This is a genomic window from Rhodococcus sp. NPDC059968 (assembly GCF_042738615.1).
Lineage (GTDB): Bacteria > Actinomycetota > Actinomycetes > Mycobacteriales > Mycobacteriaceae > Rhodococcus_F.
In genome coordinates this window covers 62,236-77,094 of record NZ_JBHWUE010000041.1, presented here as the reverse complement: position 1 = coordinate 77,094, position 14,859 = coordinate 62,236, and the positions used below count along the sequence as shown (strand labels likewise).

At 66.7% G+C, this 14,859-nt stretch carries 17 protein-coding genes; 4 read left to right on the top strand and 13 right to left on the bottom strand.

Going from position 1 to position 14,859, the window contains the following annotated elements; all coding sequences use genetic code 11:
* Window positions 1-13: 13 nt before the first annotated feature.
* Genes rplB through rpsJ form a run of 5 tightly spaced genes read right to left on the bottom strand, consistent with a single transcriptional unit; the run spans window position 14 to window position 2,862 of the window.
* Complete coding sequence (rplB, locus tag ACFWAY_RS28515) at window positions 14-850, bottom strand: 50S ribosomal protein L2 (RefSeq protein WP_005239633.1); 837 nt, start codon at window positions 848-850, stop codon at window positions 14-16.
* Window positions 851-891: 41 nt separating this feature from the next.
* Complete coding sequence (gene rplW / locus ACFWAY_RS28510; RefSeq protein ID WP_005239632.1) at window positions 892-1,197, bottom strand: 50S ribosomal protein L23; 306 nt, start codon at window positions 1,195-1,197, stop codon at window positions 892-894.
* A complete protein-coding gene (rplD, locus tag ACFWAY_RS28505; protein ID WP_378451961.1) occupies window positions 1,194-1,883 on the bottom strand; it encodes a 50S ribosomal protein L4 in 690 nt (229 codons plus the stop codon). Before rplD ends, rplW begins: the two co-directional genes overlap by 4 nt.
* Window positions 1,880-2,536, bottom strand: a complete 657-nt coding sequence (gene rplC, locus ACFWAY_RS28500; RefSeq protein WP_009479366.1) for a 50S ribosomal protein L3 — start codon at window positions 2,534-2,536, stop codon at window positions 1,880-1,882. Before rplC ends, rplD begins: the two co-directional genes overlap by 4 nt.
* Before the next feature lie 20 nt (window positions 2,537-2,556).
* Window positions 2,557-2,862, bottom strand: coding sequence for a 30S ribosomal protein S10 (rpsJ, locus tag ACFWAY_RS28495; RefSeq protein ID WP_003938093.1), 306 nt, complete (start codon window positions 2,860-2,862; stop codon window positions 2,557-2,559).
* Between the two features lie 466 nt (window positions 2,863-3,328).
* On the opposite strand from rpsJ, the gene ACFWAY_RS28490 reads away from it, so the two are divergent.
* The 4 genes from ACFWAY_RS28490 to ACFWAY_RS28475 all read left to right on the top strand — a co-directional run bounded on the left by ACFWAY_RS28490 (window position 3,329) and on the right by ACFWAY_RS28475 (window position 6,719).
* Window positions 3,329-3,805: a hotdog fold domain-containing protein gene (locus ACFWAY_RS28490; RefSeq protein WP_378512973.1), complete on the top strand. Its 477-nt coding sequence runs from the start codon at window positions 3,329-3,331 to the stop codon at window positions 3,803-3,805.
* 288 nt (window positions 3,806-4,093) lie between these two features.
* Window positions 4,094-5,062, top strand: coding sequence for an ATP-binding cassette domain-containing protein (locus ACFWAY_RS28485; RefSeq protein WP_378451959.1), 969 nt, complete (start codon window positions 4,094-4,096; stop codon window positions 5,060-5,062).
* A complete protein-coding gene (locus tag ACFWAY_RS28480; protein ID WP_378451958.1) occupies window positions 5,059-5,874 on the top strand; it encodes an ABC transporter permease in 816 nt (271 codons plus the stop codon). Before ACFWAY_RS28485 ends, ACFWAY_RS28480 begins: the two co-directional genes overlap by 4 nt.
* On the top strand, window positions 5,871-6,719 hold the full coding sequence (locus ACFWAY_RS28475) for an ABC transporter permease (RefSeq protein WP_378512972.1): 849 nt from the start codon (window positions 5,871-5,873) through the stop codon (window positions 6,717-6,719). The genes ACFWAY_RS28480 and ACFWAY_RS28475 overlap by 4 nt, the downstream gene beginning before the upstream one ends.
* Before the next feature lie 8 nt (window positions 6,720-6,727).
* Here the strand turns inward: ACFWAY_RS28475 and ACFWAY_RS28470 are convergent, their stop codons facing one another.
* The 8 genes from ACFWAY_RS28470 to ACFWAY_RS28435 are packed head-to-tail and all read right to left on the bottom strand — an operon-like array spanning window position 6,728 to window position 14,817.
* Complete coding sequence (locus ACFWAY_RS28470; protein ID WP_378512971.1) at window positions 6,728-7,915, bottom strand: MlaD family protein; 1,188 nt, start codon at window positions 7,913-7,915, stop codon at window positions 6,728-6,730.
* Window positions 7,912-8,961: an MCE family protein gene (locus tag ACFWAY_RS28465; RefSeq protein WP_378512970.1), complete on the bottom strand. Its 1,050-nt coding sequence runs from the start codon at window positions 8,959-8,961 to the stop codon at window positions 7,912-7,914. Before ACFWAY_RS28465 ends, ACFWAY_RS28470 begins: the two co-directional genes overlap by 4 nt.
* Window positions 8,958-10,055, bottom strand: coding sequence for an MCE family protein (locus ACFWAY_RS28460; protein WP_378512969.1), 1,098 nt, complete (start codon window positions 10,053-10,055; stop codon window positions 8,958-8,960). The genes ACFWAY_RS28465 and ACFWAY_RS28460 overlap by 4 nt, the downstream gene beginning before the upstream one ends.
* Window positions 10,046-11,086 (bottom strand): MCE family protein, encoded by a 1,041-nt coding sequence (locus tag ACFWAY_RS28455; RefSeq protein WP_378512968.1) that lies wholly within the window; start codon window positions 11,084-11,086, stop codon window positions 10,046-10,048. The genes ACFWAY_RS28460 and ACFWAY_RS28455 overlap by 10 nt, the downstream gene beginning before the upstream one ends.
* The gene (locus ACFWAY_RS28450) at window positions 11,083-12,099 is read right to left on the bottom strand and encodes an MCE family protein (protein ID WP_378512967.1); all 1,017 of its coding nucleotides are present in this window, start codon (window positions 12,097-12,099) and stop codon (window positions 11,083-11,085) included. The genes ACFWAY_RS28455 and ACFWAY_RS28450 overlap by 4 nt, the downstream gene beginning before the upstream one ends.
* Entirely contained in the window at window positions 12,096-13,148 is a 1,053-nt protein-coding gene (locus ACFWAY_RS28445; protein ID WP_378512966.1) for an MCE family protein, read from the bottom strand. Before ACFWAY_RS28445 ends, ACFWAY_RS28450 begins: the two co-directional genes overlap by 4 nt.
* Window positions 13,148-14,008 carry an MlaE family ABC transporter permease gene (locus tag ACFWAY_RS28440; protein ID WP_378512965.1) on the bottom strand — a complete coding sequence of 287 codons (861 nt, stop codon included), beginning with the start codon at window positions 14,006-14,008 and terminating at the stop codon, window positions 13,148-13,150. Before ACFWAY_RS28440 ends, ACFWAY_RS28445 begins: the two co-directional genes overlap by 1 nt.
* Complete coding sequence (locus tag ACFWAY_RS28435) at window positions 14,008-14,817, bottom strand: MlaE family ABC transporter permease (RefSeq protein WP_378451949.1); 810 nt, start codon at window positions 14,815-14,817, stop codon at window positions 14,008-14,010. Before ACFWAY_RS28435 ends, ACFWAY_RS28440 begins: the two co-directional genes overlap by 1 nt.
* Window positions 14,818-14,859: the final 42 nt, after the last annotated feature.

The window sequence follows — 14,859 nt, the reverse complement described above, 5'->3', positions numbered from 1 at the left end:
CCTTCACTCCCTCCTAGCGCTTGTTCTTGCCGGTACGGCGACGACGGACAATGAGCTTGTCGCTCGCCTTGTTCTTGCGGGTGCGGCCCTCGGGCTTGCCCCACGGGCTGACCGGGTGGCGACCACCGGAGGTCTTACCCTCACCACCACCGTGCGGGTGGTCGACCGGGTTCATCACGACACCACGGACGGTCGGGCGCTTGCCCTTCCAGCGCATACGGCCGGCCTTGCCCCAGTTGATGTTCGACTGTTCGGCGTTGCCGACCTCACCGATCGAGGCGCGGCAGCGAACGTCGACACGACGGATTTCGCCGGACGGCATACGCAGCGTGGCGTAGGTGCCTTCCTTACCGAGCAGCTGGATGCTGGATCCGGCCGAGCGGGCCATCTTGGCGCCGCCACCCGGGCGGAGTTCCACCGCGTGGATGGTGGTACCCGTCGGGATGTTGCGCAGGGGCAGGTTGTTGCCGGGCTTGATGTCGGCGCCTGCGCCGGACTCGACCGGAGCACCCTGAACCAGGCCCTTGGGGGCGATGATGTAGCGCTTCTCGCCGTCCGCGTAGTGCAGGAGGGCGATACGCGCGGTGCGGTTGGGGTCGTACTCGATGTGAGCGACCTTGGCCGGCACGCCGTCCTTGTCGTTGCGACGGAAATCGATCAGCCGGTAGGCGCGCTTGTGTCCGCCACCCTTGTGGCGGGTGGTGATACGACCGTGTGCGTTACGTCCACCGCGTCCGTGGAGCGGGCGAACCAGCGACTTCTCGGGGGTCGACCGAGTGATCTCGGCGAAGTCCGAGACGCTCGAGCCACGACGGCCCGGGGTAGTCGGCTTGTACTTACGGATTGCCATGAGTCTTCTCGTCCTCTATGTCTCGTCAAGTCCCGGGCGCTTTACGCGACCGGTCCTCCGAAGATCTCGATGGGCTTGCTGTCGGCCGAGAGGGTCACGAGCGCGCGCTTGGTGTCCTTGCGCTTGCCGTAACCGAACCGGGTCCGCTTGCGCTTGCCCTGACGGTTGGCGGTGTTGACGCTGGTCACGGTGACGCCGAAGATCTTCTCGACGGCAATCTTGATCTGCGTCTTGTTCGAGTCCGGGTGCACCAGGAAGGTGTAGGTGCCTTCCTCGATCAGTCCGTAGGACTTCTCGGAGATGACCGGGGCGAGCAGGATGTCGCGGGGATCGGCGATGGTGCTCACTTGCCCTCCTCCTTGTTCTCTTCCTGGGCGGTCTCGGCGGGCCCGTGGATGAACGAGTTCAGCGCCTCGACGCTGAACACGACGTCATCGCTGTTGAGCACGTCGTAGGTGTTGAGCTGGTCGGGTGCAATGGGGTGCACGCCGTCCAGGTTCTGCACGCTCTTCCAGGCCGCGATGTCCTCGCGTCCGACGACGAGCAGGACCTTCTTGCGGTCCGAGATCTCGCCGATGAAGGTGCGGGCGGACTTCGTGGACGGAGTCTGACCGGCAACCAGTTCGGTGATCACGTGGATGCGCTCGTTGCGGGCCCGGTCGGAGAGGGCTCCGCGCAGGGCGGCGGCCTTCATCTTCTTGGGGGTCCGCTGGCTGTAGTCGCGCGGCTGCGGGCCGTGGACGGTGCCACCGCCGGCGAACTGCGGTGCACGGGTCGAGCCCTGACGAGCGCGGCCGGTGCCCTTCTGGCGGTACGGCTTCTTGCCACCGCCGCGAACCTCGCCGCGGGTCTTGGTGGAGTGGGTTCCCTGACGTGCAGCAGCGAGCTGCGCGACGACAACCTGGTGGAGAAGCGCGATGTTGGCAGGCGCGTCGAAGATCTCCGCGGGGAGATCGACGGTGCCGTTGGTCTTGCCGCCGGCGACCTTGACGTCCAGCGTCAGCTTGGTCGTCGATGTCTCGGTGCTGGTCATGCTCGTGCACCACCCTTCACTGCACTCTTGACGATCACGAGGCCACCCTTGCGGCCGGGGATCGCACCCTTGATCAGCAGCAGGCCGTTCTCGGCGTCCACCTTGTGAACGGAGAGGTTCTGCGTCGTGATGCGGTCGCTACCCATGCGGCCGGACATGCGCATGCCCTTGAACACGCGGCCCGGAGTGGCGCAACCACCGATGGAACCGGGGCGACGGTGCACGGCCTGCGCACCGTGCGATGCGCCCTGACCGGCGAAGCCGTGGCGCTTCATGGTTCCGGCGAAGCCCTTACCCTTGCTGGTTCCGGTGACGTCGACGTAGGCGCCGTCCTCGAAGACCTCGGCGGTAAGTTCCTGGCCGACCTCGTACTCCGAGGTGTCGGCAACGCGGAGCTCCACAACGTGGCGGCGCGGGGTGACGCCGGCCTTGGCGAACTGGCCGGAAGTCGGCTTGTTCACCTTGCGCGGGTCGATGGCGCCGAACGCGAGCTGCACGGCGCTGTAGCCGTCACGCTCTTCGGTACGAATCTGGGTCACGACGTTCGGTCCGGCCTTCACGACGGTGACCGGAACGACCCGGTTGTTCTCGTCGAAGACCTGGGTCATGCCGAGCTTGGTGCCCAGGATTCCCTTGATCTTGGTATCAGTCATTGTTTTTGTCTCCGCCGCGCTCACTGAATGTTCACGTCGACACTGGCCGGAAGGTCGATGCGCATGAGCGCGTCAACCGTCTTGGGCGTCGGGTCGAGAATGTCGATAAGCCGCTTGTGAGTACGCATCTCGAAGTGCTCGCGCGAGTCCTTGTACTTGTGCGGCGAACGGATGACGCAGTACACGTTCTTTTCGGTCGGCAACGGCACGGGTCCAACGACGCGGGCCCCGGTACGGGTCACCGTCTCGACGATCTTGCGCGCTGACGCGTCGATCGCCTCATGGTCGTAGGCCTTGAGCCTGATGCGGATCTTCTGTCCCGCCACGCTTAGTGTCCTTTTCTTGCCGCGTTTCGTAGTCCCACCCGAGTCGGGCCGAACTACCTCGTCTGCACAGTCCCTTACCTGGGCCGCAACTGTCCGAACGCTAGGCGACCGGGACACACCCGATCCGCTGCCGCTGTTCATCTGTCATGGTTCTCCGGTACACGCGGTCGGGCGTGTCGCCCTCCCACTCATTCTCCGACCCGGAACTTTTCAGCCATTCGGGCCGGGAACGCGCACCGGATGCACTCGAATTCGAGTGCCAGTAGGTACTGCTTCCGTCTTGCATGTGGCCGCGAGCAGGTCATTTGATCTACATCGCGACGTTTCACCCCACCTGTTTCGGGCCGCAAACGATCGCGTCCCAGACAAGGCAACCCGACCAGTATGCCGTACCGGGCGGAAGACTTCAAACCGGGCTCGATACCTCCCGCGCTCGTTCGAACTTACTCTGAAGTAAGATAGGGGGATGACCACCTCGAGTCCCACGTTCGCCGCGTGGCAGAAGCTCCCCGACAACGCGCTCGGACACGCCCTCTTCTCCGTCGGCATGTGTCTGCGCGTCCCCTACTTCGGCTCGGTACTCCCCCGCGTCGTCGAGATGCGGCCGGGCCGTTGCGAAGTCCGCGCACCGAAGTGGTGGGGCGTCCGCAACCACCTGGGCACGTTCCACGCGATCGCGGCGTGCAACCTCGCCGAGGCCGCCATGGGCATGCTGTCCGAGGCGACCGTGCCGTCGACCCATCGGTGGATCCCGAAGTCGATGACGGTGGACTACCTCGCCAAGGCGAACGGAACGCTGCGCGCCGTCGCGGAACTGCCGGAGCTGCCGGATTTCGCCGCGATCACCGAGGGCACCGACGTGGTCGTGCCCGTGCGCATCTTCGACCGACAGGGAGTAGAGGTGGTACACGCCGACATCACGACGTGGGTCACGCCGCGGTAGAACGCGAAAGGCGCATGTCGAAGCTCACATTCGTTCCGGCGTTCGCGCTGGTGACCCGAATTGCCCTGTGGCACTTCCCCGGAGCCGGAACGTCGCGGCACCGCACGACCTTCCGGCCGGACGGGATCGGTTTCCGCCGTGGTCGCCGGGGCCGAAGTGGTACAAACGTCCGGGATTTATCGTGTACCTGTCTTTACGCGTTACAGAAGTTTTGCCCTCCCGTTCCTCGGGCGCGAAGGTGTTCCCCGGTCTGCCTTGATCGCCCTCTTCGCGTGACATACTCGGGACATGCCAGCACCTGACACGGCCGTTCTTGTCGAGGGAATCGAGAAATCCTTCGGTGACGTAGCAGCGTTGCGGGGTGTGAGCTTCGAGGTGCCCCGCGGCACGGTCCTGGGCATCCTGGGCCCCAACGGCGCAGGGAAGACCACCACCGTCAACGTGCTGTCGACTCTGCTGCGACCCGATGCGGGCCGCGCGTTCGTCGCCGGACACGACGTCGTCGAGGAGTCGGCGAACGTCCGCCGCAGCATCATGATGACGGGCCAGTACGCCGCCCTCGACGAGTCGCTGACCGGCCGCGAGAATCTGGTGCTCTTCGGCCGCCTGATGGGCCTGCCCAAGGCGTCAGCGAAATCGCGCGCGCAGGATCTTCTGACCCAGTTCGATCTGCTCGAAGCGGGAGACCGGAAGGTGTCCGGGTATTCCGGCGGTATGCGCCGGCGCGTCGACATCGCCTGTGGCCTGGTAATCCGCCCCGAGGTGGTGTTCCTCGACGAGCCCACCACCGGCCTCGATCCCCGCAGCCGTCAGGGCGTGTGGTCCCTCGTGTCCGCGCTGAAGCAGCAGGGCATCACGATCCTGCTGACCACGCAGTACCTCGAAGAGGCCGACCTGCTGAGCGACAACATCGTCGTCATCGACAAGGGCACCGTGATCGCCGAGGGCACGGCCGACGAACTGAAGGCCCGGACCGGCGGAAGCTACTGCGAGGTCGTCCCGGTGAGTCTCGACGACCTGCCGCGCGTCCGGGAGATCCTCACGAGCCTGTGCCCACCCGGCCGGGTCATCGAAGAAGGCACCGACCGGTTGTCGATTCCCGCCGAACACGGCGCCCAGACCCTCGCCGAGGTTCTGCGCCGCCTCGACCTCGCCGGGGTCACGCTCGCCGACATCGCCCTGCGGCGCCCGTCCCTCGACGACGTCTTCCTCTCCCTCACCGGTCACGTCCGCGTCGACGAGAGCCTGCCGTCGTGACGGCGCCCGCCCAGCTCGGATTCGAGAGTGCCCTCGAGGGCAAGCACCGGCGGCCGCATCCGTCGACCGTCCAGCAGTGGATTGCGCTGTCCCAGCGGAACCTGCACACGATGTGGGTGTTCGGTCAGTTCTTCATCGCGGTGTTCGCTCCACTGATCTTCACGCTCGGTTTCTATCTGCCGCTGCGGCTGGTGATGAAGTTCCAGGGCATCGACTACGCACAGTTCGTCATGCCGATCATCGTCCTGCAGGCCATGGCGTTCACCGCGATCTCGGCGGCGCACCGCGGGGCCACCGAGGCGTCGAACGGCATGAATTCCCGGTTCCAGACAATGCCGGTCGGGGCGGCGGTCCCGCTGGCCTCGCGCATGACCGCCTCCCTCGTGCATTCGACGATCTCACTCGTCGCCGCGATCGGCTACGGATACGCGATCGGCTTCCGGTTCGCCGGCGGATTCGGGCTGACCGCGGCGTTCTGCGGGCTGGCGATGCTGATCGGGTTCACGCTCACGACGGGTGCCGACGCCCTCGGCACCCTGACCCGGAGTCCCGAGGTCACCAGTCAGGCGCTGACGCTCCCCCAGCTGATCCTCGGCATGTTCTCGTCCGGTTTCGTTCCGGTGACGCAGTTCCCGGAGTGGGCGCAGGGCTTCGTGCGGAATCAGCCCATCTCGCAGTTCTCCACGTCCATGCGTGCCATGACGGAAGGCACGATCACGTTCCAGCAGCTGACACCCACGCTGTTGTGGTGCGGAGGGCTGGCGCTGGTCTTCATTCCGTTGTCGATCTGGTCGAATGTGAGGCGCGGATGACCACCGAGTACCGATCCGACACACCGGCGACGGTGACATTCCCCGAGGTGCTCGAACCCCACCCGGAGAATTCCCTCGCCGCGCTCATCTCGCACAGTCTGCTGCAGACCAGACGACTTCTGCTCCGCTGGGCGCGCGACCCGTACACCATGCTGCAGGCGATCGTGTACCCGTCGTTGATGTTGCTGATGTTCTGGGCGGTGCTCGGGATCTCGATCACCAAGGCCACCGGGGTCAACAGCGTCTTCGGGACCGTTCCGATGATCACGCTCGTCGGCGCGATGTTCGGATCCATCGCGGGCGGTCTGTCGCTGAAGAAGGAATGGGCGGACGGGCTCCTGAGCCGGTTCTGGGTGCTGCCCGTCCACCGCGCGTCGGGCCTGCTCAGCCGTCTCATGGCCGAATCCGTGCGGATCATGCTCACCACCGTGCTGATCATCGCCGTCGGTTTCGCCATCGGGTTCCGGTTCGATCAGGGCATTCTCGCCGGTATCGCATTGATGCTCCTGCCGCTGCTGTTCGGGGTGAGTTTCGCGACGATGGTGACCGCCCTCGCCGTCAACGCGGCGAAGGCGCCGCTCGTCGAACTCCTCTCCCTGCTGTGCACTCTCCTGCTGTTCTTCAACTCGGGATTCGTACCCACCGGCGCCTACCCCACCTGGCTTCAGCCGTTCGTGGAGAACCAGCCGATGTCGTGCGCGATCGACGCGATGAAGGGACTGTCGATGGGCGGACCCGTCGCGGAACCACTGCTCAAGACCGTCGCGTGGTCGCTCGCCGGGCTGCTGATCTTCACCTACCCGGCGGTGCGCGGCTATCGCCGGGCCGCGGGCAACCCGGCATAGAACTGCTCCTAGCGCGGGGTGTGCCCTGTCAGTGGGGGCTCGATCACCAGCGGATCGTCCGCGGCCGGGGGTCCATAGACGCCGCCGTTCCTCGTCGCGTTCTCCTGACCCAGGTCGTCCGGACGTGGAACGTTCACGGCGCCCCGCTGCTCCAGGTACTGCTGCGACTGACACGTCCAGTCCAGGGCGGGCTGACTCGGTTCCGCGTCGGTCACCAGACGGCGCGGGGCGTCGTACACGCACATCGGCCCCTGCGTTCCGACCAGGAGAAGGTCGGCGAGTCCACCCTTCTCGATCGACGCGATCTTCGGCAGCGCGCCGGGCATGATCGTCAGGCCGTAGTCGAGGGAGGGTGTGCGGTCACCGACGATCCTGGTGGGGAGAACCAGATTTGCCATCAAGGCGCTCAGTGAGTCCTGATTTCCCGATAGCAACGAGTCCAGGCTCGCCATCGTCTGGGGCGAGCGCCCGAGCAGGTCGACGAGCGCGGAGTCGTGGGCCCGCAATTGCTCGAGGACGCTTCGGGCGGTACTCGCCGATTCCGGCAGAGCGGCGGTGAGGCCGTCCGCCGCGTCCAGGAGCGGCATGCCCTCGTTCACGATGGTCGACAGTGCGTCGGTGCGGGTTTCGAGTGTCCGGGCGATCTCGGCGGAACCGTCGAGCAGGTTCTGCAGGTCGGGTCCCGTGCCCCCGAAGGCGGTGCCGAACGTGTCGGCCAGCGAGGACAGTGCGGTGACGTCCATCGAGTTCACGAGGTCCGTGGTCTCGACGAGGGTCGCGTCGAGCGATCGCGGGATTCCCTCCTCCGGAACCTCGACGACGCCTCCGTCCGCGAGGTACGGCGGGTCCGCGCCGTCGGGCATGATGTCGAGCGCCTGGATGCCGATCGCGTTCTCGGTGGTGATCTTCGCGGTCGAACCGGCCGGCACCTGCGTACCGGGATGCAGTTCGATGCCGAGGACGACGCCCGTCCCTTCGGGGTTCACGTCGACGGAGCTGATCGTGCCCACTCCGACGCCGCGATAATTGACGGACGCTCCCTGGGCGAGGCCGGCGGCGTGGTCGAGCCGGGCACTCAGGTGAATGGGACTTCCGAACGTGTCCGGGCCGGTGACGTACCGCAGCCCGAACAACATCGCGGCGATCGAGATCACGAGGAACAGGACCAGCTGCGCCACGACGTGACGTGTCATCATCGGACGCCTCCGCCGAGTACCTCGGGCAGTGTGCGGGCTTCCGGCACCTCGAGCGGAGCCGATCCGGTGAGCAGCTTGGCGATGACCGCGGTGACGTCGAACGTTCCGTCGAACGTCGTGTAATCGCCGGGTGTGGCCGCGGCGAATCCACCGAGGAACGTCGCCACCGAATTCAATGTCGGCGCGAGTTGTGACTCGAACCCGTCGAGTGCCGTGAGCACGGCCCCCGCGTCGCTGATCTCGGCCGACAATTCGGATCCGGCGCTGCCGAGGACGTGTTGCGCCTCGCGGCTGAGACGGGACGCCTCTCCCATCAGCGCGATGATCTGATCTCGTTGCGACACCAGGAGATCCACCGCCGGCGCCAGGCCGGTCATCGCCCGGTCGAGGATCGGTTGCCCGGCAGCGAGTTCCGCCGCGAAGGCATTGGACGCCGCCATCGCCCGGTCGAGTTCGTCCCGATGGTCGTCGACGACCCCCAGCGAGTCGTTCAGCATGTCCACCAGTTCCCGGACCTTGTCCGAGCGGCCCGTGAAGGCGACGGTCAATTCGTTCATGATGGCGTGCATCTGATCGATGCCGCTGCCGTTCAGCACGGTGGCCAGCGCCGCCAGCCCACTCTCGATGTCGGGACCGCGCGAGGTCCGGTCCAGTGGAATGGTGTCGCCCTCGCTCATCGGCACGCCCGTCGCGTCCCCGACGTCGAGTCGGACGAAGGGATTGCCGAGGGCGGTGGGCAATTCGATCCGGGCGGTCGCATCCCGCGGTATCGGGACGTCGTCGCGGATCCGCATCTCGATGTGAGCGGTGAAGTCCCGGGTCGACACGTCCGAGACGCGGCCCACCACTTCCTGACCCACTCGGACCTCGGCGCCCGGGACGACGCGATCGACTCCGTCGAACTGCGCAGAGATCTGATACGACGGACCGTCCGGCGAACGGCCCACCGACAGTTCCTGCAGGCTCAGCGAACACCCTGCGACCGGCAGCGCGACACCGACGATCAGCGCCGCCGTCAGCGACTTCGTTCTCGTCCGGATCGTCATCGTCCTCCGACCATGAGTTCGCGCAGCCCGAACGGGTCGGACATGCTGGGCGGAAACTGAATCGGGTTGGTGATTCCCGCTCCGCGGCAGAGGATCGGATCGACTACCGCGCAGAGCGGGGACGTCGGCTCGGCCTGCGCCAGGTTCGTGGAGATGTTCAGCCGGATACGGGCACGCTGGTCCGGGGTGACCGCACGCTGGATGTTGTCGATCAGCAAGGGCACCAGATCCATGATCTCGGCGAGGTCGGTGTCGTGCCTCTGCAGCACTTCGCTCACTCCCGCGAGGTTGTCGATGCCGGCGGCGACGTCGCCGCCCCGGGCGGACACGAGTTGGTCGATCTGGTTCAGGAGCGCGGACAACTGGTTCACCGTGTCGCCGATCGCGAACTGCTGGCCGGCGAACTCGTCCCCGATCGCGGTGAGCGAACCGGCGAGTGAATCGACCTGCGCCTGACGCGACGAGATCGTGTTCACGAGCACCTCGAGGTTGTCGACAAGCGCGCCGACGTCCGCGCTGTTGCCTGCGATCACCGAACTCGCCTGCGACAGTGTGCGGATGGCGTCGTTCATCGCGGGACCGAGGCCGTCCGTGGACGCGGCGGCAGCGGAGATCGCGGCGCCGGCGTCGCCTCCGTCCGGGCCGAGCGCCTTGACGACGGTGTCGACGCTGTCCATCAGCTGGTCCCAGGTGATGGGCGAATGACTACGTTCGGGTGGAATGGTCTGCCCACTCTCGAACACCGGGCCGCCGGTGTACGCGGGACCGAGTTCGACGAAGCGCTCACCGATCGCGGACGTCACCAGCACGTACGCGTTCACGCCCGCGGGGAGCACGACGTCCGACGCGACGGACATCGTGAGCATCACGGTCGCGCCCCTCGGCTCGACCGCCTCGACGGTGCCGACCGGGACCCCGAGCACCGAGACCTTGGTGCCGGGGAACACGCCGTTGACGTAGGCGAATTCGGAATGCACAACGGTGGACGACGTGCGGAAGATCAGCAGCCAGCCGGCCACGACGATCGCCACCACGAGGGCGAGCACGCCACCGATCCCGGCGGCCCTGCGCGCGACGCCCGCGTTCACGAGCACCCCGTGATCAGCCCGACGACGCAGAGCAGGTTGTCGGCGATGACGGCCGACGGCGCCGAGACATCAGCCCAGTCGCCGGTCCCGGTCGCGTTCACGAGTGCCCTCGCGGCCGGCGCACCCGTGGTCAGGAGCGCGTCGAGGTTCGCGAGGTTGGCATGCAGCCGGTCCGTCACCTGTCTCGCGTTGGCGAGCAGTGAATCCAGCTCGGCGGTGTTCTCGCCCAGGAACTGGGATGCCTGTGCGACGAGCGCCTGGAGATCGTCGACCATCTGGCGGATGGCCGCACGGCGGGTGGCGAGCGTGTTCATCACGACGTCCGCGTTACCGAGCAGGGTGGCGAGCTGATCCTGCTGACCGACCAGCACGTCCGTGAGTGTCCGCGAGCTGTCGAGCAGTTGCGTGACCTGATCGGCGTTCTTCGCCAGGATCGCGGACGCCGCACTCACACCCGCCAGTGCCTCCCGGTTCAGGTTCGCGTCCTGCGGCAACGTGTCCGTCACGACAGCGAGCATCTTCTGCAGTCCCCCGAGGTCGAGTTCGTCCGCCGTCTCGATCGCGGACGACCCGATGTCGTCGAGCGAGTACGGAACGCTGGTGCGGCGGAGTGGGATCACCCCGTCGTCCCCCAGATCTCCCGGCCCCGACGGCGCGACGTCCAGATATCGCTTGCCCAGGATGGTCGACAGCTTCACTCCCGCGGACGTCGTCGATCCGAGGTGACGCTCACCGTCGAGCCGGAAGTGCACGACCACGTGATCGCCTGCCAGGTCCACTGCGGTCACCCGGCCGGCGGGGACGCCCGCCACGTACACGTAGTCCGAATCGGTCAGGCCCGCAGCGTTCGCGAGTTCGGCCGTGTAGCCGTCCGTCCGGACGGCGAAGCTCACCCGCGGGATCACCAGAACAAGCGCGAGCGCCAGCGTTGCCGCGAGAACTCCTGCGATCCCGACGATCAGCGGGTTGACCGGCCGCACTCGCTGATTTCCGGCCAGCGAGTCCCAGACGTCGCGCACCTTCTCGCTGACACTCATTGGCAGTACCTCGAATGCAGGTCGGGACCGAGGACGCCTTCGCGACCGTCGACGTTGACGATGAAGGTGCACAGGTAGATGTTGAGCCACGAGCCGTACGAGCCCGAGCGGTCGACGGACGAGAAGAATTCCGGCATGGCCACCATCAGGTGATCGAATTCCGGGTTGGCGCCCAGCATTGCCCCCGTCAGTGACTGGAGCTGTTCTACGGTGCGGCTGAGCTCCGGGACGCGGCCGTCCACCATCTGCAGCGCCGACCGGCTCACCGCCGCACTCTGATCGAGGGTGTCCATGAGAACCTCGTTGTTCTCGGCGAGCATTCCGGTGAATTGGGTGAGGCGCTCGACGAGGTGGGACAGCTCGGGACCCCGCGCCGCCGCCGTTCCCACCACCACCTCGAGGTTTCGGATGAGATCGCCGATCAGCTGATCGTGATTCGCCAGGTTGCCGGTGACGTCCGCCACCCTGCGCAGCAGAGTTTCCATGCTCGTTTTCCTGCCGTCGAACACGGCGACAACTTCGGTGGCGAGTGCGTTGACCTGTTTCGGGTCGATGGCGTCGAACAGTGGCTTGAATCCGTTGAAGAGACTGGTGAGATCGAGTGCGGGGGACGTTCGGTCGAGCGGAATCGTGTCGCCATCCCCAAGCGTGCCCTCGCCCGACGGCCCGGCCGCGAGATCGAGATACCGGACCCCGAGCAGGTCGCCGTATCGGATGGCGACGGTGGTGTCGGCGGGAAGTTCCTGATCGCGCTGCACCTCGAAGTCCACCAGGGCGGTGGCACTCCCGGCGTCGCCATCGACGATGTCGATCGAATCGACACGTCCCACCCGCACACCGGCAATGGTGACGTCGCTGCCGGGGGTGACGCCCTGGGCGTCGGTGAACAACGCCTTGTACGTGACGGTCTGCCCCTCGACCGGCACCCGCAGAGTGTTCACCACGAGCACTGCCGAGAGGATGCCGAGGACTGCGAAGACCACCAGTTTGATTGCCGAGTTCCGGACGCTCATCCTCCGCCACCTCCCCCGCAGTTCGGTCCCTCCATGCCGGGATACTGCGGGCAGTCGGCCGACGTGTAGGGCCGCGGATTGGACAGGTCCGCGGCGACGCGGACCGCGAACTTGCCGGTGGAGAAGACGGCGGCGCCGGCCTCGCCGAACGGGCCTGCCTCGTCGAGGGTGGCCCGCAGCAGATCGGACTTGCCGGCCAGGGTGCCCAGGGTCGGCGAGACGTTCAGGGCCACCGCGATCATGTTGTCCGCGTTCTGTTCCAGGACGTCGCCGGAGTTCCTCGACACGACGAGCGAGGCGGCGAGGAAACCGGTGAAGCTGTCGGTGTTCTCGACGAGGGTGTTCGACAGAGACACCGCGGCGTCCAAGGTGGCGAGGACGTCCGGTGCGGCCGCGGCCAGTTGCTCACTGATCCGGGCGATCTGCGGCGCCCGCTCCGCGACCGAATCCACGAGTGGCGCGGTCGACGTCGCGACCGTGTGGAGGCTGTCGATGGTGTGCCCCAGCTGCTCGCCGCGGCCGCGCAGCGCGTCGGCGACGGCGCTGAGTGCGGCCTGCATCTGCTCGGGCTTCACCCGCGACAGCATGTCGTAGACCTTCGAGTACAGGTCGTACATCTGGACGGTCTCGGACGAGGTGTCGGGTTGCAGCCGCGCGCCGGCCTCGAGTCGGGCGCCGCCGGTTCCGGCGGTCGACACCAGCTCGACGGTCTGGTCGCCGAACAGCGTGCGGGGCACGACCCGCACCTGGACAGATGCCGGGATGTGACGCATCTGTTCCGGGCGGAGACTGATGTCCATGCCGGTCTCGTTCATTCCAGGGTCGACACTCGACACGGTTCCGACGGTCGCCCCCCTGTAGGACACCGTGGTGTGCGACTTCACTGCACCGGCGTCGGCCGGAAGCGACGCTGTCACCACCGGATCGGTGACGATCGCACCGGTGCCGAAACCGACCAGCAATGCCGATCCCAGGATCAGGACCGCCACTCCGATCACCCCCCGCACGGCGAGTGCGCCGTTGCCCGGACCACCCGGCCGGCCGCGCATCACGGCAACCCCAGGGCGGGAGCGGACGGGACGAGACCCCACAGCGAGAGCGTCAGCAGCAGATCGACGATGCCGATGGCGAGGATGCTGGTCCGCAACGCGCGTCCGGCCGCCCGGCCGACGCCCTCGGGCCCGCCGTACGCGTGGTACCCGTACGAGCAGTGGACGAGCGCGATGATCGTCGCGAACACAACGGCTTTGACGAACGAGTACACGACGTCGGTGGGGGTGAGCATGAGATGGAAGTAGTAGTCGTAGGTTCCGGCCGACTGCCCGCTGAACGTGACGATCACGAGCCGCGAAGCCAGGTACGACGACAGCAGGCCGACGACGTACAAGGGGACCACACAGATCAGGCACGAGACGAGCCGGGTGCTCGCGAGGAACGGCAGCGACCGGATCGCCATCGCATCCAGCGCACTGATCTCCTCCGAGATGCGCATGGCGCCGAGCTGGGCGGTGAACCCGGTTCCGACCTTCGCCGCGAGCGCGATGCTCGCGATCACGGGCGCCAGTTCGCGGGTGTTGAGGATCGCCGACAGAAGTCCGGACAGGGATCCCATGCCGAGCAGGTCCAGTCCGCGCAACCCCTCGATGCCCACCTGCGTCGCGGCGACGGCGGACATCGCGAAGACGACACCGATCGCGCCGCCACCGGCGAGCAGCGTGGCACCGCCGAAACTGATGTCGCCGATCTGACGCATGATGTGCCGCCAGTACTTCACGACCGCGAGGGGAACTCCGGCGATCACGCTGCCGTAGAACGTGAATTCCCGGCCCAGCCCCGTCATCAGGTCGAGGGGCTGGCGGGCCCGGGCCCGCACCCAGTGCACGGCGGGCCATCTGATGCTCACGACCATCAGTAACCACCTACCGGGACGACGAGAACGGAATAGAGCTGACTGAGCACGGTGTTGACGATGAAGACCAGAATGAAGGCCAGGACCACGGCCTCGTTGACGGCGTCGGCGACACCGCTGGGCCCGCCCTTGGCGTGCAGCCCCTTGAAACTGGCGACGAGCGCCGACGTCACCGCGAACGCCATCGATTTGACGAGGGCGACCACGAAATCCGACAACCGCGTGTACTGGGACAGCGCGGTGAGAAAGCTTCCCGCCGAACTGTTCTGGACGATCACCTGGAAGAGGAAACAGGCCGACACTCCGACGGCGGTGACCATCGCGCAGAGTGCGACGCCGACAAGCACCGCCGCGAGCACTCGCGGGACCACGAGCCGCTCGATCACGTTGAGCCCGAGGACCTCCATGGCCTCGACCTCTTCGCGGATCGTCCGCGAACCGAGGTCGGCGCAGATCGCGGACCCTCCGACCCCGGCCAGCATCAGCGCGCAGACCAGGGCGGACGCCTGCCCGACGATCACGAACCCCACGACCGCCCCGGTATACCCCTCGGCGCCGAGCTGACCGGCGAGGCTACCGATCGTGACGGCGATGAGGACTCCGATGGGGATCATCAACAGCAACGCGGGCGCCGACGTGACCGACGCGATCCGCCAGGCCTGGTCCAGCAGTTCGCGCCAGGCCAGCTTGCGCCGCACCAGAACTCGCACCGCGGCCACCGTAGTCGCGATCGAGAATCCGATGAGTGCGCCGACTTCGTTGGCGAAGTGACTCACGGGCCCTTTGGCGGGTGGCAACTCGAATGTCACGCGGTCCTCCCCCGGTGCCGGTCACCGCCGAGCGGCGACCGG